This is a genomic window from Niabella terrae, from assembly GCF_054783135.1.
The window spans coordinates 246,963-264,333 of sequence record NZ_BAAGRD010000003.1 but is presented as its reverse complement, the minus strand read 5'-3'; the positions used below and the strand labels follow the sequence as shown (position 1 = coordinate 264,333).

The window sequence follows — 17,371 nt, the reverse complement described above, 5'->3', positions numbered from 1 at the left end:
ATGTCCCGTAACAGAACCTTACAACTTATTTTTCTGACAAGCCTCGGCATTATCATAGCCGGGGCTTTTTATTATTTCTATACTTTCAATCCTTCCACAGCAAACGGCCATTATCTTCAATGCCCTTCCAGAATGCTGTTGGGAATTTATTGTCCCGGATGTGGCGCGCAAAGAGCCATTCATCACTTATTACACGGAGATATAGGAGAAGCGCTTCGTTATAATCCCATGATGGTGTTATTTATTCCATTGTCACTGATACTGGTGATACAATGGGTATTACGATATTTTGGAAAGCGATACTGGCATATCCCGCTCTTCTATCAACCCTGGTTCACCTGGACACTCTTTATCCTCTTTACAGTGTACTTTATTGTCCGGAACCTGCCTTTTGCGACTGGTAGCTGGTTGCAACCGCCCCATTAAGAGGCCAGCACTCTGGGTATCCGGCCTTCCTGCATCATAAAATCAGTCAGGCTGATGGCTGTAGCCGCTTCCACGATTACCGGCGCCCTCAGGGCAACGCATAAATCATGGCGGCCCTTTACAGAAAAATCTTCCATGGCGCCGCTTTCCCAGTTCAGACTGTGCTGCAGTTTCGGTGTCGATGCCGTAGGTTTAATGGCGATGCGGAAGACCAGTTCATTCCCATTGGTAATACCACCGACAATGCCACCGGCATGATTGGTAATAGTATGACCCTGGGAATCACTGATGGCATCATTATGCTGCGAACCAAACATTCGGGCAGCTGCAAATCCAGCTCCGAACTCTACGCCCTTAACAGCAGGAATTGAAAACATCGCATGTGCTAATACAGATTCAACCGAATCAAAATGTGGCTCACCCAGCCCGACAGGCAACCCATTGACCCTGCATTCTATGATACCACCTACAGAATCCTTGGCATCAATACCTTTCTGGAGCCCTTTTTCCGGATCTGCCTCTCCGGCAATCTCAATAATCCGGGCTCCAATAGTAATTTGCTGCAAAAGCTTTTTGGCAATCACACCGGCAGCGACCAGCCCGGTTGTCAATCGGGCACTAAAATGACCGCCGCCCCGGAAATCCTCAAATCCACCAAACTTCTGATGTGCAACCCAATCCGCATGTCCGGGCCGGGGAAAACTCCTCTGTTTTTCGTAATCACCACTGCGGGTATTCTTATTCTCAAAAAATATCATGATGGGAAAACCAGTCGTTATACCATTGAAGACCCCGCTTTTGATCAAAGGAATATCATCTTCCTTGCGCGGTGTCGCTCCTTTCTGAGTGCCCCCTTTCCGGCGCTCCATATCCCCCAGAAAATCTTCAGCTGGCAGGGCGAGACCCGCCGGACAACCATCAATTACGATGCCCACACCATCACCATGTGATTCACCAAAAATCTCAACCCGGAAAATGCGCCCGAAACTGTTCATAGTCGTTCGTTTAAGATCAAGTAAAAAAAATTATCGTCTTAGCTGATACCAGCAGCGGATTTCCAGTCCAGTCCACCTGCTACCCCGCCACCCAGGGCCTGAATATCCCTGTAAAAATCAGGGTATGATTTATCAACTGCCTGCGCTTCCGCGATCGAGGTAGTTCCTTCGGCCCCGAGTGCTGCTACGGCACAAGCCATGGCGATCCGGTGATCATGTCGGGAATGCACTTCAGTTCCTTTCAGGGTGCCGCCCCCGTAAATAAGCATCCAATCGTCTTCCAGTGCTATTTTCAGCCCCATTTTACCAAACTCCTGCTGTAGGGTGATGCCCCGATCACTTTCCTTATGGGCAAGTCGGCTGACTCCTTTAATTTTAGTCACTCCCTCACAAAAAGCAGCCAGGGCGGTCAAAGGCGGAAAAAGATCCGGACAATCAGTGGCATCAAATTCAAATGCCTTCATGGCTTTGGGCTGCAGGTGGATTTCCTTGGCGTCCACTGCAAATCCGGCACCGGCACTGATGAGCGCTTCCGTAATTTTTCGGTCGGCCTGTGTGCTGGCCATGCTCAGTCCCCGGACGGTTATGGGGCCGGCAATGGCACCGGCGACCAATAGAAAGGCACCACCGCTCCAGTCGCCTTCCACCGTATAACTTCTGAAAGCTGGTACAGATTCGGAGACTGGGGAAGGCAGGAATCGGAAAGCTTTGTAATCGTCATTGACCGGAAGATTCAATCCAAATTTCTGCATCACATCCAGGGTCAGATCGATATAGGGTTTACTTTTCAGATCCATAACCTCGATTGTCACCGCCGCTGTAAGTGGCAGCGCCCCAAAAGCCATCAGCAGACCGGTTAAAAACTGGGAACTCAGCGAACCATCGATCCGTATATCGCGGGGTTGCAGGGGCCCCTGTATGACCAGCGGGAGTTTCCCGCCATTGGACCGGACCCTGATATCGAGCTGGGGCAGTATCTCATCAAAAAAACCCATGGGTCTGGTAACCAGACTTCCGCTTCCGGTTATTGTTATTTCATTACTGCATAAGGCTGCCAGGGGCGTAAACATACGGATACTCAATCCGCTTTCTCCACAATGAACGGCGCCTTCTTTGGATGTAATACCCGCAGGCTGAACATAGGAGCTTTCGATTTCGATGTGCTGATCTGATAATTTGGTTATTACAGCACCCAGCTTTTGAATAATGTCCAAAGCTGCTTTATCATCATTACTATGACCCGGATTATAAATCTTGCTGGGACCCTGATGCAGCAGGGCTGCTGCGCAGGCCCGTTGCATAGAACTTTTGGAAGCGGGTGCCTGTATGCTGCCATTCAACCGGGAAGGGGAAATGGAAATTATCATGAATTACATTTTTAGTTCGCCGCACCTTTCCTGACCGGCAAACGCCTGTGAACTTCCAACAAATGCCAACAGTTGGTTACCCCAGCTGTTGTATCAGTTGTTCTAATTTTTTTAATGGTATCGCCGCCACCGCCGCCTTGCCGATTCGGTCCAGTAAGACGAAATTCATTTCTTTGCTGACACGTTTTTTGTCCATGGTCAGCACTTCGAATACTTTCTTGGCATCAAACCGAAGCTGTATCGGTAATTGATACCTTTCCAGCAGGGCCGCCACCCTGGAACGGCCTTTGAACCCGGTACGAATGGCAGAAATATCACTGGCATAAACCGTACCTATGGCTACAGCTTCTCCATGCATCAGCCCATATTGTGTTTCTATGGCATGTCCAATAGTGTGACCCAGGTTTAATAGCCGGCGATCACCCTTCTCAAATTCATCCTTCTGCACCACTCGTATTTTAATCAGGGCATTGCGCTGTATCAGGTCCGCCAGTAACTGACGGTCCTTTTGGTAATCGGATATCTGGTGTTGCTCCAATTCTTTAAACATGACCGCATCTTTGATACAGGCATGTTTGATAATCTCCGCAAATCCATTTTGCCACTCTTTCACGGGCAGGGTTTTCAAAAGACGCAGGTCATGCAGGATAAATGACGGCTGCCGGATGACACCCACCATATTCTTATAAGGTCCCACATCGATACCATTCTTACCTCCAATGGAGGCATCTACCAAGCCCAGGATGGTAGTGGGCACAAATCCAAACCGGATACCCCGCATATAGACGGAAGCAATATATCCGGTCAGATCTGTAATAACACCTCCGCCTATACCGACCAAAACTGACTTTCGGTCCGCACGAGCCTGGATCAGTTTTCCAACCACCTCATCCACCGTCTGCTGCACTTTAAACTTTTCGCCGGAGGGTATACGGATGATCTGAAGTCCCCGGAATTTAGTCGCGTGTGCCTGATAAACCTTTTCATCAATAATGAAAAAACTGTTCTTTCGGTCAATGATTTTACCCAGTTCCTTCAGCGAACTGTCGAAGTAAAAATCCGTCGATGCATTTGAAAATCTAAACGATTGCACTATGGGTGATTTGAGTCATCTTATCCCACTGATTCAGCAGAATAAGGATTTAAAAACTAGAGATCCCGGTGCAGGACAAAACTGTAGGTCAGGCCTTCCGCGTCCGGCGTCCGGCATCCGATATTCGACTACCAGACCGGGAATATCCGTTCAGCGTTACCGGCCCTGAATTCCTGCATCAGGCGTCCATGATATGCTTCTGATGATTGATGCTCTCCAGATGCACCGCGTCCAGATACTTATTCAGGAACTCTTTGCTGAGGCCCAGTTTCTCACCGCGGGGGATCGTTTTATCAATAATTTCCTGCCAGCGACTGGGTTGCAGGGCTGTAATATTATTGTCCTTTTTATATTGTCCAATCTGGTCAGCGATCTTCATACGTTGTGCCAGGATCTGAAGCATTTCATCATCCAGGTTATTGATCTGCTGCCGGAGTTTCTCCAGGGCCTGATGAAAATCTTTATTATCCACGTCTTCCTTTCTCCAGATAATAGCATCCAGCATCTCACTGAGGCGTTGAGGTGTTACCTGTTGTTTGGCGTCGCTCCATGCATTATCAGGATCCAGATGAGATTCGATCATCAGACCATCATAATCCAGGTCAATGGCTTTCTGAGATACGTCCATCAGATTGTCACGTTTTCCGCAAATATGGGAAGGGTCATTGATGATTGGTAATTCTGGATATTTGAGTTTCATTTCAATAGCCAGGTGCCACATGGGTGCATTGCGGTATTGGGTATTACCATAGGAAGAAAATCCACGGTGAATCAGGCCCAGGTTTTTAATGCCTGCCCTGGCGATCCGTTCCACGCCCCCGCTCCACAATTCGATATCGGGATTGATAGGATTCTTGACCAATACAGGAACGTCCACACCTCGCAGGGCATCTGCTACTTCCTGAACACTGAAAGGGTTCACCGTTGTACGGGCACCGATCCACAGAATATCAACATCAAATGTTAATGCATCCTGCACTTGTTTGGCTGTGGCGACTTCCACTGCCGTCGGCAGACCGGTAATTTCCTTGGCTTTCTGCATCCAGGGTAACCCTTTGGCACCTATTCCCTCGAACATGCCGGGTTTGGTACGGGGTTTCCAGATGCCCGCTCTTAAAACATTTACTTTACCGGTGGCGGCCAGCTGCTTGGCTGTTTCGATCACCTGTTCTTCGGTTTCTGCACTACAGGGACCGCTGATGATCAGGGGGCGTTTGGCCCATATTTCCTGTATTTTTTCTTTTGCTGTTGCTTGCTCAGTACTCATTGGATACTTTTTGTTTTTTGTCCCGATTCAATCGCCTTCTGGCTGCCCCGGAAACTGCTGTTGAATAAATTATTACCTGAATTCCTTTGCTGCCGCTCCAAAATCAGCCTTTTTAAGAACCGGAGCCGCAAATTTACTTTTATTTTATGATTCTTTTTATTTTATTGGCGTCCTTTATCAGCGCCTGTAAATGAGCACCATCGCTGTTTTCGATACTTTGTCGGAATGCAGTAAGCTGCTTGATATGTTCACCCAGCACTTCCAGAATATTCTGCCTGTTTTGCATGAAGATGGGCACCCACATTTCAGGGTTACTTTTGGCAAGACGCACAGTGCTTTCAAAACCTGCAGAAGCGATTTCAAAAATTGCAGATTCAACCTTTTCCTTTTCCAAGACGGTATTGGCCAGTGCAAAGGACGTGATATGTGATATATGACTTACATAGGCCACGTGCAAATCATGTGCACGGGCATCCATATCAACGATCCGCATACCTATTTTCCGGTACATTTTTTCCACCCACTCCAAAGCATCCGGATCGCTCTGATTCCGATTGCAGAGAATGACGGCTTTACCTTCAAACGCGCCTCTGACAGCAGCCTTCGGGCCACTGTATTCTGTACCCCACATCGGGTGCGTCGCAACATACCGGCCTCTTTTGGGATGGTCCTTTACGGCTTCTATCAGATCGAACTTGGTGGATCCCAGATCAATTACAATCTGATCAGTTACCTGGTCCAGTACCTGAGGCAACATTTGAACCTGTATATTGACCGGTATGGCCAGTACAATCACATCCGCCTGTTCAACCGCCTGATCCAGCGGTAAAATCTCATCCACCAGTTCAGTGTCAATGGCTTCCTGTGCATGCGCAGCGCTCGCTTCAACGCCAATAAGCCGCGATGACAGCTTTTTTTCGTGAAGCTGGAGCGCCATGGAGCCGCCGATCAGTCCAACCCCTACTATTGCAATTTTTTTACGGTTGTTCATGATAATTATGGCTTTATTAAATGCTCTCTGATTCGTAGTATCGCCTGCTCAAACCGTTCAATGCCCCCGCATAGGCTGATGCGGATATAACCATCTCCTGCCGACCCGAAAATACCGCCCGGCGTTATAAATACTGCAGCCTGATACAGTACCTCATCGGCGAGGGCATACCCATCTTTGTACTGCGCCGGAATCCGGGCCCAAAGAAACATACCGATTTGATCTTTGGAATAGGTGCAACCCAGTAAGTCCAATAACTCATACACTTTCTGGCGTCGGGTACGATAAACGGTATTGACAGTTTCAAACCACTCCTTATCCAGACTTAATGCCTGCGCGGCAGCCAATTGCAGCGGGAGGAACATACCGCTGTCCATATTGGATTTAAAGCGTAAAACTTCATTGATTCTCTCGGCAGCTCCGCACAATACACCGACCCGCCAGCCGGCCATATTATGAGATTTACTTAGGGAATTCAGTTCAACCGCAACCTCCCGGGCACCCGGAAGGCTCAACAAACTAACAGGGTGCTCATTTAGGATAAAACTGTAAGGATTGTCATGAACAATCAACAATTGATGCTTCCGGGCAAAAGCGATCAGTTTTTCAAACACCTGCAAATCCGGGGCCTGCCCGGTTGGCATTTGGGGATAGTTCACAAAAAAGAGTTTCACCCGGTTTCCTGACGCATTCAATTTCTGTATCTGGGCTTCGAGGATTTCAAAGTCCGGCTGATATTGATTCTCTTCCTTCAATTCATAGTCAACACAAATACCGCCGGCAATTGTAACATTACTACGATAGGTCGGGTAACCAGGGTTAGGGACCAGGGCGTAGTCGCCTTCATTCAGATAAGTCATACAAATATGCATGATCCCCTCCTTGCTGCCGATCAGTGGCAGGATCTCGGTTTCGGGATCCAAAATCACTCCATACCATCGAGCATACCAGTCGGCAAACGCTTTTCTGAGTATCGGACTGCCCTTATAGTTTTGATAGCCGTGAACCTGGGGCTGACTTGCCATCTCATTTAGTTTTTCCACCACAGCGGGGTGCGGCGGCAGGTCCGGGCTACCGATACCCAGATTCAAAATGGCTTTACCCTGACGGTTCAGTTCATCAATCTCCCGTAATTTTTTGGAGAAATAATATTCTCCGACCCCCTGTAATCTTTTTGCTACTTCCATATACCTTTATTATAAATGCCGTAAATTTTGATCTCTTCCGTGAACTTCTTTAATTTTTCTACAACCCGCTCAAAAGTTTTCAACTGATCAAATTCCAGGTCCGCGTGAAACTGGTATTTAAACTCCGACCCCGGTATGGGAAAACTCTGCAACTTGGAAAGATTCACTTTGTGAATAGCCATGACACCCAGTACACGCGCCAGGGCACCGTCCTTATGGATGGTTTGAAAATTAATCGAGGCCTTATTTCCCGTTTGCGGCTCGATAATATCTTCCGGTCGTTTCAGCACCAGAAAACGGGTATAATTCTTCCGTTGCGTCTGTATTTTGGGAGCAATCACTTTCAGATCGTAAATCTCCGCCGCCAGGGTGCTGGCGATAGCGGCAATATGTTTACTTTTATACTGACTGATATGTTTAGCGCTGAGGGCTGTGTCATCCGTCTCCACCAATTTCCATTTGAACTGGTCCAGAAACTCATAACATTGCTGAAGCGCCATGGTATGGGAATGCACTTCCCGGATGTCTTCCAGTTCCACATCCTGGTTGACCAGCAGATTTTGGTTGATCTGCAAGTACACCTCTCCGACTATTTTGAGGTTACTGGACTGCAGCAGGTTATAGTTTGGCAGAATGCTGCCAGCCAAAGAATTCTCGATAGCCATCACACAGCCATTCGTTCTTTTACGGTCCTTGGCCGCGATAATCACTTCCTTAAAAGTATCGCAACATTCAACCGTCGCCTGTTTGCCATAAAACACCTGCGCTGCCTGCTGATGAAAACTACCTTCATAGCCTTGAATGGCCAAATGCGGTGCAGGCGCTTCAACGGCTGAGGCCGTCGATACTTTTTTGTCTTCCTGAATAACTTTCTCTGCGGTCATAATTATTATTGATCTTTCTCAGGTTCTGTCAGGTTCCAGATGGTTCCGGCAGGCCCTAAAAAAATCCCGGCAATTGTTGCCGGGATTTCTATGTTGATTCTTTTTTATCGTATATCTGTTTGAGTTCAACTACAGGATGCCCGGCTTCATTTCAAAAAAGAAGCTAAAATAAAAGCCGGTAAAAAATCGTGTTGAATTCATTTGCGCTGCGAATATAAAAACTATCGATGAATTGACAAATAAAAATATCAGGAACAAACAACCGTTTGTTTTTTTTGATCTGGTTGTCCCGGTAGAATCAGATGCCTTTCGAATAACCGGCGCTCCTGGACGGTCATCAGACAGCCACAGTATCCTTTTTGGATTTATTCATGAAGAAAAAGTAAATCGGTATGCCGACTGCTACGATACCCAGGCCGGCGAGCGATGTTACGGGTTTAGCATACAGGAGTCCTACTGCCATGGTCCCCGCCATCAACAAATAAATAATGGGTATCACCGGATAACCGAAAGCTTTATAAGGCCGTTCCTGATCCGGGCGGGTCTTTCGCAAACGAAATACACCAATAATGGTCAGTATATAAAAGACCAGGGTAATAAAAACAACATAATCCAGCAGCAATCCGTATTTACCACTGAGACAAAGGAGACTGGCCCAGATGCACTGCGCCCACAGGGCCCATTGGGGCACGGCATTTTTGTTCAGGGTTCCTGCCTGGGGTAAAAACAGCCGGTCTTTAGCCATTGTGTAATACACACGCGCACCCGTCAGAATCAGACCGTTATTACATCCAAATGTGGAGATCATGATCATGACAGCAATAACCGCTGCACCATAGGTTCCGAAAATATTGGTGGCGGCAGCAGTGGCTACCCGATCCTCCCGGGCAAAAGCAATATTGGGAACATTCATATCAGCCGTAACGAATGGAATCCCCCCCGCAGCTGCATCCGGAAACAAGGGCAGCACGGCAACATACATAATATTGGTGAGTACATATACCAGGGTAACGATCAGGGTACCCAGAAACAGGCTCATACCCACATTTCTTTTGGGATTCTTGATTTCACCGGCCACAAAAGTCACGTTTTCCCAGGCGACGCTGCTGAACACCGATCCGACCATCGCGGAACTAATCAGGCCTATGGCCACGATCATTGTAGCGGGCGTTTGCAACATCGACCAGCCGGACTGGCCTGTGCCGGTATCCGTCGCTGCCTGCGTAAACTGCATATTAAAACCCGTAGCCCAGTTCTGATTCCAGATATCCGAATTGGACGCCAGTAAAAGCCCGAAAACAATTAGAATAAACAAAGAAAAAAGCTTGGTAACGGTAAACACCGACTGGATTCTTTTGCCGTCTTTGATGCCCCGGGTATTAACATAGGTCAGAAAAATGACCAGGATGATCGAAACCAGTTGGGCAGGGTACAATTTAAACCATCCCGCCTGCCAGATTATATTCTCTTCAGCGAGGCTGAGTGCCGGTATAAAATAGCCTGCAAACTTACTAAACGCGACACCCACGGCGGCAATGGTACCGGTCTGTATAACCGAAAAAAAGCTCCAGCCGTATAAAAAACCCGTAAAGGGATTATAAGCTTCTTTCAGATAAACATACTGGCCACCTGCTTTGGGAAACATGGAGGATAGTTCTCCGTAGGTAACTGCTGCAAAAACAGTCATCAGTCCGGTAATGATCCAAAGTGCGATCAGCCATCCGGCACTGCCCACATTACGGGTCATATCAGCACTTACAATAAAAATACCGGATCCAATCATCGACCCGGCAACAATCATGGTACCATCAAATAAACTCAGCGATTGTTTAAATTTCTCTCCAGACATATGGTTGTTTCGTTTAAGATTGAGAAAGATAGGATTTAATGCTGAAAATTGTCCTATAGGTAAAATATTTCTCAGGAAATGGGTTGCTTCGCCCCCATCCACATGGGTTTGAGCCGAAGAATCTTTTTGTAGACCGGACAGTCCTCGCTATGGCATCCGGGTAAGTACCCCGTACTCATTAAAAATTCGTTGACAATTTCCCCACCCGTAAATTTAAATGTCTTTTTAAAAAGTCGGGTCCATTGCTCCCTGCTCAGGGGATGATGGAAGTCCAGCCATTTTTTAAAAGAACCCTGTTCCTTCTGGATAGCCTTTATGGTCCTGGCATTTTCAATCGCCGCATTAATTTTGAGCCGGTTGCGTATGATGCCCGAATCCTGCATTAGCTGGTCGAATTTCCGGGATGAGTACCGGCTCACTTTCTGAATATCAAACTGGTCGTATGCCTTAAAAAAATTATCTTTCTTTTTCAAGATTGTTTCCCAGCTCAATCCGGCCTGGTTAATCTCCAAAACCAGCCGGGCGAATAGTGCATTATCGTCTTCCAATGGAAAACCATATTCGTGGTCATGATAGTGTTCATGAACGGTCCCCTTGCCCTTTTTTTGAACGAAATCGCAGTAAAAACTTGCCATGCTGCAATTTGGGGAAAATTCTCCAATATTTTTTGGCACTTAATAATTTCATCCCTTATCTTTGCACTCCCGATTTTAAAATCGGGATTCTATTTAAAGGGAGTTTAGCTCAGTTGGTTCAGAGCATCTGCCTTACAAGCAGAGGGTCGGCGGTTCGAGCCCGTCAACTCCCACCTGAAAATCAAGCAGTTACAAATTAAAATTTGTAACTGCTTTTTTGTTTGAGACATGTTTTGAGACATATTATTTTGTGAATAACTATTTTCGTTTTTTTCCGGATCAAATACAAAACCTGGGGATTTAGCCAAAAATATTTGATAATCTGAACAGGAAGAACCTCGTATCCCTGACGCCTCTGAACTGATTTCTAAAGGCTTTTATCTTAGCATTAAATGATTCAGCTGAAGCGTTTGTACTACGCTTATTGAAGTAATTGAGGATATCATTATAATGATGTTGTCGCGGGCTTTTAATATCTTTCATGTTGCCGATTTCAGGGACGGCCTGGAACGATGGAAAATATGACGCTGTGCGCCGATTTTTTCAATTTTTATATAAAATTATTGTCACTTATTTTTTATAAAAGGTGACAATATATAAAATCACAATGCAGTATACAGACCATAAAATCGACAATATTTATCTTTATAAAGAATGATGTTAATTTGTTTGACCAGGACTTCAATAAAAAGATTACATTATTCCGCTCCCATTTCAGAGGCAGGGAAGATGTATTTGCAACTTGTCGGGAAATCCCGGCTCGTTCACCTGGCGGCGAAACCAAAAGTGGTTATATGCATGCTTATTTTTACGATCCCTACCGATACAGGGCTCACAAAATGAAAGGTGGTACTTTTCAAAACTACGTTGATAAAAAATATTTGCCGCTCATGGATTAGTTGGGATTTTTCCAAAAGGAGAATTGGCAATTAAGTCGGCTTTTTCTTATGCCTGTACATTTTGTAGGCCAGGTTTATCAGTACACCCGTCGCCTCATAGAACCATACCAGATTCCCTTTGTGTATTTCCTTCTCCCCCTTGTAATTAATTACTGCATCTAACATATCCAACAATTCCATCTGCGCATAGAATCGGCTAAACATCTTACAGAATTGTTTGATCACCTGCAATGGATTTTCCGTTTCTTCGGCAGTCAGAAGGTTCGGAATATTTGTTTTAGTACCCATTACCCGCGCCTCTTTTGACAATCCATTTTCTAGTTTTCGCTTCCTGCCCGCGTTTAGTCTATCATTTAAAATATGAAAAGCCTCAATGAGCCTGAGTAGCTGTTGCATAAAATCCATCAAGTCCTCCCGCGCGCCACTTTCGCTATAAGCACTTTCATCATTACATAAAGCCAGACGTTGCCAGTATTGAAGTTCCTGCGTCAATTCATCCAGGTGACAAGCACAAAAGATTTCCCATAAGATATACGCGGGTCGATTACCGGTCTGGCCGATATTATGCAAGGGTTTGTAAAAACGCTTTCTGTTGCTGGTAAGGGTTTCCATAACATTAATAATTTTATCGGGTAATATTTTGTGCTCCCGATTACAACGGAGCATGTACAAAGTATTTACATGCACCAATCCTAAAAAAAGAACGCCCACGTTTGAACCTTTTATAAAAGGAAAACGCGAGCGATTACCAACCAATCCCTACCAAAATCATCAATATATCAAAATTTCAGATTCGGAGAGATTGCACTTATAAAAGTTAGATACTTTTTATAAGTTCATGGCACAATATAATAGGTTTGTTTAACTACATTATTATCTGTTATTTTTCTTAATAACTGACAATAGTAATATAAGAACAAACTAATACCATAACGTAATTACATAATATTTCACTTAAAAAGTATATTTATAGCAATTATTTTTATACCTACAAGCACATTGTACAGTATATATATACAAATAATATTATTTTATAAATTTATATATCAGAACAATGATAAAATCAGGGCCATTATAGAAAGAGTGGATTCCTGTGCAGGCGCCTTACCCTGCACCCCATCTTTGCGCAGCGCCGAACTTTTATGAAAGCAGCATGCGCTTATCTTTTGTAAGTTCTGGTTAATAATTCTGTAAAGGGACGTTTTTTCGTAAAGGTTCCCTCAGTTGCAATATTCAAATGACCCGAACGCTCATCCGGCAACATCGCCTCTCGTACCATTCGAACTACAATTCGTTTTTCTCCTGTTCCAGTTCTGCGTCAATCGCCGTACCAATGGCCTCGATCGCTTCATTGTTTAGCTCACCCCAAATCTGCTTCCATTGATCCATTTCCTTTCGCAGCCAGGTCAGATCCTTGTCAGTTTCGCTACATTTATAAAACTCGATACCATCGCTGGTTTCAGCAGTTTGTACCTGAAGTCGCCGTTGGCTGCTATTGAAACTGGCTTCTACCGAAAAACTTCGCTCCTGAAATGCTTCATTCATAATGAAAGTTTTAAAATATTAATACTTCATACTAATGAAAAACTACCAAGATCGGGCCATAAACTACACACAGTGCCGCCGGATATTATTTTCTAATAATTTGAAACTGTAAAGTTCATTACCGGTCTTCACTTCAGCCATACCATCGGTGTATAGGCCCCATTGGCGGCAATATCCCAGCCTTCGATCCGTACCCATTTTTTACCAGTCAGATCTACCGGCCAGCTGAATTGCTGTTTACCAAAGGACCGGGTATCTTCCAAATTAATTTTCTGTCGATACACCTGATGCCCATCACCGGAAACGATTTCCACATAGCGCAGCGGAAAGGTCCAGTCAAGTTCCGCCTCTACGACTGCTTTTGCCGGATCTTTGAGTTGTAATACCTCCCCTGAAGTTTTGCCATTGACAGAAAATGATGGAATCAATAGTTCCCCTGTAGAAACAAAAAATTTTCCCTGACGCATGGCATCCAGTACGGGGGCCCAACCCTGTCGGTAATCCGGTATCTGATCCAGCTTCAAGTAAGTGACGTTTACATGGGCATACATTTCATTCTGAAAGGTAATTGTAAACATATCAGATTCCCCGATCGCGTACTTCCGATAACCCCAGTTGGCCATGTCGTCCATCAGATCCAATACCCTGTGGCTCAGAGATGGCCAGGAAAGATCCGCCGGAATCGCTTTCCAGGCTGCGCCAAAATAAGTATCCGACTTGAAAAAATCTTCGTCCTTGTATTTATCCGGATAACCGGTGGAGCCTTTGGTCCGCGCATGAGCAACCCAGGCCAGCCCTTGCTCCTTTTCCAGCAGCCGCAGCATTTCTTCCTTATTACCTACCCGGTATACTTTCCCATAGCCGGGCACCTCAGTTTCAAAGGGAGCTTCCGGCTTTCTGGACATGATCCAGTATATGGGTTTTGGAAAGAAAGCCAGCCAGTGACCACCATAAAAATTATTAGCTTCTTCACCTGGCAACAATAAAAAGTCTTTGTCCGAAAGACGTCGGGTTTGATCGAACAGCGCTTTGAGTTCTACCAGACGGATAGAGTCCGGTCCGCGGGGGTGACCGCCCATATGGAACTCTGCGAGTTTGACAATATCCAGACCCATATCCTTTAAAACATCTACAAATTCCGGTTTTTCGGGAACAGGTTTGCCGGGCATGACATCGGTAATAATAAATTCATTGTGGAAATGAGAGGCAAAAGTTTTATAACCTAGCAATTTCGCAAACCGGTCATTGTGCGTATAACGCTTAACTTCCTTTAAAACGGACTCAGGTCCCTGATTGCTCACCAAACAAAAGAAATTCAGGCGCTGATCCGTATTCGGAGGGGCGTTAAACCAGGGCACATAGCGATGATCCCCTTCCGGTTCCTGTCGAATACCGATGCCAAAATCATCCACGCGATCCAGATAACCTTTTCCATACCAGGTGAACTTCAGATTGAAAGCTTCATCCAGGGGATAAAAGTATTGATGGGGTGCTGGAAATACAGCCAGACTTCCTTTGGGGGTCATTCCAATAATCGTACGGTATTTTACTTCCTGATTGACCGAAGGAGACACCGGTGTCACATTCCTGTGCCGGAGCTCATCCTGCACATCAGCCCAGGCAATCTGTTGCCAATTTTCCTTTTTATTTACCAGTCCGGCATCATAAAGTATTGCGGTTGAATCTTTCTGGGTGGCGATAACTGCTGCGATATTAAACAACGGACTGCCATTATAAAAACTGAATTCAAGATGACCGGAAAAACCTTCTGTCTTAAGGCCCTGCACTTTTACAATCAGGGCCGCACCTCTGGATGTGACCGTAGCCCCGGATTTCTCCAATTGGATCGTTTGAGTGGTGTAGGGCCGTTCCGGCACTTTGTCAAAAAACACATCCCAACCGCCGCTTTCCGGTGAGAGGGTCCGCTTTCCCACACGAAGGATGAATACCGGATCCAGTCCCTGTATAACCGTTTGCATTTTTGAGGAGCTGCCGGATGCGATACGGCTGATTAACGGCATCCCGGTATGCAGATCAAGGACCATTTCCGCTCTGTTGGAAGATCCCGCATCCCAATTGATGGTGAGCAGTCCTTTTTCGGCTTTTACTTTGGCGCCATTGTTCGGGTACTGTTCAATATTAATGGGAGGTTGTGCTTCCAGGGCCAGCCATCCACAGGTGGCCAGTAATAATAAAAATTTCTTCATATGTAAAAGATAGATCTAAAAGTAAAATTTCGCGGGCTTTACAGCGCATCAACTGCGTTACAGGACAGAAGATGCGTTGATTGGTATATTTAAAATGATCGTTGATAGCCTTATCAAACGCAAAGTTTTGCGGGGGTAAAATCAAGTTTCCACATCCAGCTGAAATCAGGCGTCTACTTATTTTTCCATCCGGCTCCAGACTTCATAAATCGGAGCGCCTTTGGAACTTTTTCCGGAATGAATCCATTTACCGTTCTCCAGTTTACCGTCAAAAGTCAGCGACATCCCTACCCTGGAACTGTCCCGGGAGAAGAATTCAATATGCTCTGTGTACTTTCCGTTCTCAAAACTATAAGTACCGCCACCGGTACCCGAAAACTCACCGGTTTCAATATTGATGGCCGCCCACTGAAAACGGGTAGCCGTAAGCAGTTTCAGGGTACGTCGGGCCCGTAGCGGCATATCCACCATCTGATCCCCCTGCTTTCTTTGCGTAATCCGCCAGTTACCAGCCAGTTTATCACTACCGGCGTCTGCCCGGGTCCATTTCATTTCATAACCTTCCACCAGGGTGGTAAGTGCATCTCCGGATAATTTGTATCCATAAGAATGAGATTGGCCCATATCCGATTTATTTGCACTGTTGAACTGGGTTGTAATGGTAATGCTGTCATCGCCGACCGTATAAGGCCCACCGGAACTCGCTACAAACTGCCGGCCTTTGAACTGGGTAAACATGCAGTAACCATCCTGGAACAGCAGCACAAACTGCTGGCCTCCCCATTCCGCCGTCCAGGCACCAACTATGGTATCCTTCTCAAAATTCGCTTGTTGTTGTTTTTGTCCACGCATTGCCAACAAAACAGCGGCAATAGGTAAAAGCAGGACCAGGGCAATCATACGGCATTTCATCGGCAAAGATTTAATGTTATTAAATGGCCTGTGGCAAGGTTAAACTTCTCCTTTACCTGAAACCAACACAACTGTGACTTCAGAATAAACCATCCTTATACAAAACGTAATTCACTACTGATTATTGTCAGCGCAAGATTAATTCTATGGCTTCGAGTTCCTTTTTCTCAAACTCGAGTCGATCCAGGCTCTGTAAGGAATCTTTCAGCTGTTCCGGACTGCTGGCACCTACCAATACCGAAGTAATTCTCTGATCTTTTAACAGCCAGGCCAGGGCCATTTGGGCCAGACTTTGCCCCCGAATTTCTGCAAGGTTATTTAACTTTTGTAACTGTGCAATCATATCCGGTGTAATGACTTCCTTTTTAAGAAAGCCATGCTTTTTAGCAGCACGGGACTTCCGGGGAATTCCCTTGAGATACCGGTTGGTCAGCAGGCCCTGCGCCAATGGTGAAAACGGTATGCATCCTACGCCCTCCTTTCCCAGCAGATCCAGCAATCCACCTTCGACCCAGCGTTCATACATGGAATACTTTGGCTGGTGAATCAAACAGGGCGTGCCCATTTTCTTCAGCAGCGCAAAAGCCTTTCGGGCTTCCGGCACCTGGTAATTGGAAAGCCCCACATAAAGGGCCTTTCCCTGACGCACGATTAAATCCAGGGTACTCATGGTTTCCTCCAGCGGGGTATCCGGATCAGGTCGGTGGTGATAAAAAATATCAACATAGTCCAGTTTCATCCGCTGCAGACTCTGGTCAAGACTGCTCACCAGATATTTACGGGACCCCCAGTCTCCATAAGGCCCCGGCCACATGGTGTATCCGGCTTTGGTAGAGATGATCAGTTCATCCCGGTGACTTCTGAAATCACTGTGCAGCAGTTTGCCGAAATTGGTCTCTGCCGAGCCGGGTGGCGGACCGTAATTATTCGCCAGATCAAAATGGGTAATGCCATTATCAAAAGCCGTATGCAGGGTCCGCCGGTAGACTTTTACATCATCCACATCTCCGAAATTATGCCAGAGGCCCAATGAAATTGCCGGCAGCATGAGACCGGAATTTCCACAACGGCGGTATTGCATCTGCTGGTATCTATTTGCTGAAAATTTCATGGT

General features: G+C 46.0%; 17 protein-coding genes and 1 tRNA gene. 3 read left to right on the top strand and 15 right to left on the bottom strand.

The window, feature by feature from the left end; translation table 11 throughout:
- Nucleotides 1–426 (top strand): DUF2752 domain-containing protein, encoded by a 426-nt coding sequence (locus ACYVI9_RS03965; RefSeq protein ID WP_460760986.1) that lies wholly within the window; start codon nt 1–3, stop codon nt 424–426.
- Here the strand turns inward: ACYVI9_RS03965 and ACYVI9_RS03960 are convergent.
- From ACYVI9_RS03960 to ACYVI9_RS03920, 9 genes are all read right to left on the bottom strand, one after another.
- Nucleotides 423–1,421 carry a chorismate synthase gene (locus ACYVI9_RS03960; RefSeq protein WP_460760984.1) on the bottom strand — a complete coding sequence of 333 codons (999 nt, stop codon included), beginning with the start codon at nt 1,419–1,421 and terminating at the stop codon, nt 423–425. The genes ACYVI9_RS03965 and ACYVI9_RS03960 overlap by 4 nt on opposite strands.
- Before the next feature lie 38 nt (nt 1,422–1,459).
- The gene (aroA, locus tag ACYVI9_RS03955; protein ID WP_460760981.1) at nt 1,460–2,788 is read right to left on the bottom strand and encodes a 3-phosphoshikimate 1-carboxyvinyltransferase; all 1,329 of its coding nucleotides are present in this window, start codon (nt 2,786–2,788) and stop codon (nt 1,460–1,462) included.
- A 76-nt stretch (nt 2,789–2,864) separates the two neighbouring features.
- Entirely contained in the window at nt 2,865–3,881 is a 1,017-nt protein-coding gene (gene aroB, locus ACYVI9_RS03950; protein WP_460760978.1) for a 3-dehydroquinate synthase, read from the bottom strand.
- Nucleotides 3,882–4,059: 178 nt separating this feature from the next.
- A complete protein-coding gene (locus ACYVI9_RS03945) occupies nt 4,060–5,148 on the bottom strand; it encodes a chorismate mutase (protein ID WP_460760976.1) in 1,089 nt (362 codons plus the stop codon).
- A 139-nt stretch (nt 5,149–5,287) separates the two neighbouring features.
- Nucleotides 5,288–6,139, bottom strand: coding sequence for a prephenate dehydrogenase (locus ACYVI9_RS03940; protein WP_460760973.1), 852 nt, complete (start codon nt 6,137–6,139; stop codon nt 5,288–5,290).
- A gap of 5 nt (nt 6,140–6,144) precedes the next feature.
- Nucleotides 6,145–7,326 (bottom strand): pyridoxal phosphate-dependent aminotransferase, encoded by a 1,182-nt coding sequence (locus ACYVI9_RS03935; RefSeq protein ID WP_460760970.1) that lies wholly within the window; start codon nt 7,324–7,326, stop codon nt 6,145–6,147.
- Nucleotides 7,317–8,210 carry a prephenate dehydratase gene (locus ACYVI9_RS03930; RefSeq protein WP_460760968.1) on the bottom strand — a complete coding sequence of 298 codons (894 nt, stop codon included), beginning with the start codon at nt 8,208–8,210 and terminating at the stop codon, nt 7,317–7,319. Before ACYVI9_RS03930 ends, ACYVI9_RS03935 begins: the two co-directional genes overlap by 10 nt.
- Before the next feature lie 337 nt (nt 8,211–8,547).
- Complete coding sequence (locus tag ACYVI9_RS03925) at nt 8,548–10,059, bottom strand: APC family permease (protein ID WP_460760966.1); 1,512 nt, start codon at nt 10,057–10,059, stop codon at nt 8,548–8,550.
- 71 nt (nt 10,060–10,130) lie between these two features.
- Nucleotides 10,131–10,694 carry a DNA-3-methyladenine glycosylase I gene (locus ACYVI9_RS03920; protein WP_460760964.1) on the bottom strand — a complete coding sequence of 188 codons (564 nt, stop codon included), beginning with the start codon at nt 10,692–10,694 and terminating at the stop codon, nt 10,131–10,133.
- Nucleotides 10,695–10,792: 98 nt separating this feature from the next.
- Here ACYVI9_RS03920 and ACYVI9_RS03915 point away from each other — a divergent pair.
- Nucleotides 10,793–10,867: transfer RNA gene (locus ACYVI9_RS03915), tRNA-Val, on the top strand.
- A gap of 127 nt (nt 10,868–10,994) precedes the next feature.
- On the opposite strand, the gene ACYVI9_RS03910 is transcribed toward ACYVI9_RS03915, so the two are convergent.
- Nucleotides 10,995–11,177 carry a transposase gene (locus tag ACYVI9_RS03910; RefSeq protein WP_460760962.1) on the bottom strand — a complete coding sequence of 61 codons (183 nt, stop codon included), beginning with the start codon at nt 11,175–11,177 and terminating at the stop codon, nt 10,995–10,997.
- Nucleotides 11,178–11,359: 182 nt separating this feature from the next.
- On the opposite strand from ACYVI9_RS03910, the gene ACYVI9_RS03905 reads away from it, so the two are divergent.
- On the top strand, nt 11,360–11,593 hold the full coding sequence (locus ACYVI9_RS03905; RefSeq protein ID WP_460760959.1) for a TOTE conflict system archaeo-eukaryotic primase domain-containing protein: 234 nt from the start codon (nt 11,360–11,362) through the stop codon (nt 11,591–11,593).
- A gap of 30 nt (nt 11,594–11,623) precedes the next feature.
- Here the strand turns inward: ACYVI9_RS03905 and ACYVI9_RS03900 are convergent, their stop codons facing one another.
- The 5 genes from ACYVI9_RS03900 to mgrA all read right to left on the bottom strand — a co-directional run bounded on the left by ACYVI9_RS03900 (nt 11,624) and on the right by mgrA (nt 17,368).
- Nucleotides 11,624–12,205 carry a hypothetical protein gene (locus ACYVI9_RS03900; RefSeq protein ID WP_460760957.1) on the bottom strand — a complete coding sequence of 194 codons (582 nt, stop codon included), beginning with the start codon at nt 12,203–12,205 and terminating at the stop codon, nt 11,624–11,626.
- Nucleotides 12,206–12,877: 672 nt separating this feature from the next.
- Nucleotides 12,878–13,138 carry a hypothetical protein gene (locus ACYVI9_RS03895; protein WP_460760954.1) on the bottom strand — a complete coding sequence of 87 codons (261 nt, stop codon included), beginning with the start codon at nt 13,136–13,138 and terminating at the stop codon, nt 12,878–12,880.
- A 128-nt stretch (nt 13,139–13,266) separates the two neighbouring features.
- Nucleotides 13,267–15,345: a CehA/McbA family metallohydrolase domain-containing protein gene (locus ACYVI9_RS03890; RefSeq protein ID WP_460760952.1), complete on the bottom strand. Its 2,079-nt coding sequence runs from the start codon at nt 15,343–15,345 to the stop codon at nt 13,267–13,269.
- 177 nt (nt 15,346–15,522) lie between these two features.
- Nucleotides 15,523–16,257 (bottom strand): hypothetical protein, encoded by a 735-nt coding sequence (locus ACYVI9_RS03885; RefSeq protein ID WP_460760949.1) that lies wholly within the window; start codon nt 16,255–16,257, stop codon nt 15,523–15,525.
- Nucleotides 16,258–16,384: 127 nt separating this feature from the next.
- Nucleotides 16,385–17,368: an L-glyceraldehyde 3-phosphate reductase gene (gene mgrA, locus ACYVI9_RS03880; protein ID WP_460760946.1), complete on the bottom strand. Its 984-nt coding sequence runs from the start codon at nt 17,366–17,368 to the stop codon at nt 16,385–16,387.
- Nucleotides 17,369–17,371 lie beyond the last annotated feature (3 nt).

Bases quoted from the DNA above. Each gene is read 5' to 3' on its own strand.
- ACYVI9_RS03965 (WP_460760986.1), top strand. From the start codon at position 1: ATGTCCCGTAACAGAACCTTACAACTTATTTTTCTGACAAGCCTCGGC.
- ACYVI9_RS03940 (WP_460760973.1), bottom strand. From the start codon at position 6,139: ATGAACAACCGTAAAAAAATTGCAATAGTAGGGGTTGGACTGATCGGC.
- ACYVI9_RS03925 (WP_460760966.1), bottom strand. From the start codon at position 10,059: ATGTCTGGAGAGAAATTTAAACAATCGCTGAGTTTATTTGATGGTACC.
- ACYVI9_RS03900 (WP_460760957.1), bottom strand. From the start codon at position 12,205: ATGGAAACCCTTACCAGCAACAGAAAGCGTTTTTACAAACCCTTGCAT.
- ACYVI9_RS03890 (WP_460760952.1), bottom strand. From the start codon at position 15,345: ATGAAGAAATTTTTATTATTACTGGCCACCTGTGGATGGCTGGCCCTG.
- ACYVI9_RS03895 (WP_460760954.1), bottom strand. From the start codon at position 13,138: ATGAATGAAGCATTTCAGGAGCGAAGTTTTTCGGTAGAAGCCAGTTTC.
- ACYVI9_RS03935 (WP_460760970.1), bottom strand. From the start codon at position 7,326: ATGGAAGTAGCAAAAAGATTACAGGGGGTCGGAGAATATTATTTCTCC.
- ACYVI9_RS03945 (WP_460760976.1), bottom strand. From the start codon at position 5,148: ATGAGTACTGAGCAAGCAACAGCAAAAGAAAAAATACAGGAAATATGG.
- ACYVI9_RS03885 (WP_460760949.1), bottom strand. From the start codon at position 16,257: ATGAAATGCCGTATGATTGCCCTGGTCCTGCTTTTACCTATTGCCGCT.
- ACYVI9_RS03920 (WP_460760964.1), bottom strand. From the start codon at position 10,694: ATGGCAAGTTTTTACTGCGATTTCGTTCAAAAAAAGGGCAAGGGGACC.
- aroA (WP_460760981.1), bottom strand. From the start codon at position 2,788: ATGATAATTTCCATTTCCCCTTCCCGGTTGAATGGCAGCATACAGGCA.
- ACYVI9_RS03910 (WP_460760962.1), bottom strand. From the start codon at position 11,177: ATGAAAGATATTAAAAGCCCGCGACAACATCATTATAATGATATCCTC.
- ACYVI9_RS03930 (WP_460760968.1), bottom strand. From the start codon at position 8,210: ATGACCGCAGAGAAAGTTATTCAGGAAGACAAAAAAGTATCGACGGCC.
- ACYVI9_RS03960 (WP_460760984.1), bottom strand. From the start codon at position 1,421: ATGAACAGTTTCGGGCGCATTTTCCGGGTTGAGATTTTTGGTGAATCA.
- mgrA (WP_460760946.1), bottom strand. From the start codon at position 17,368: ATGAAATTTTCAGCAAATAGATACCAGCAGATGCAATACCGCCGTTGT.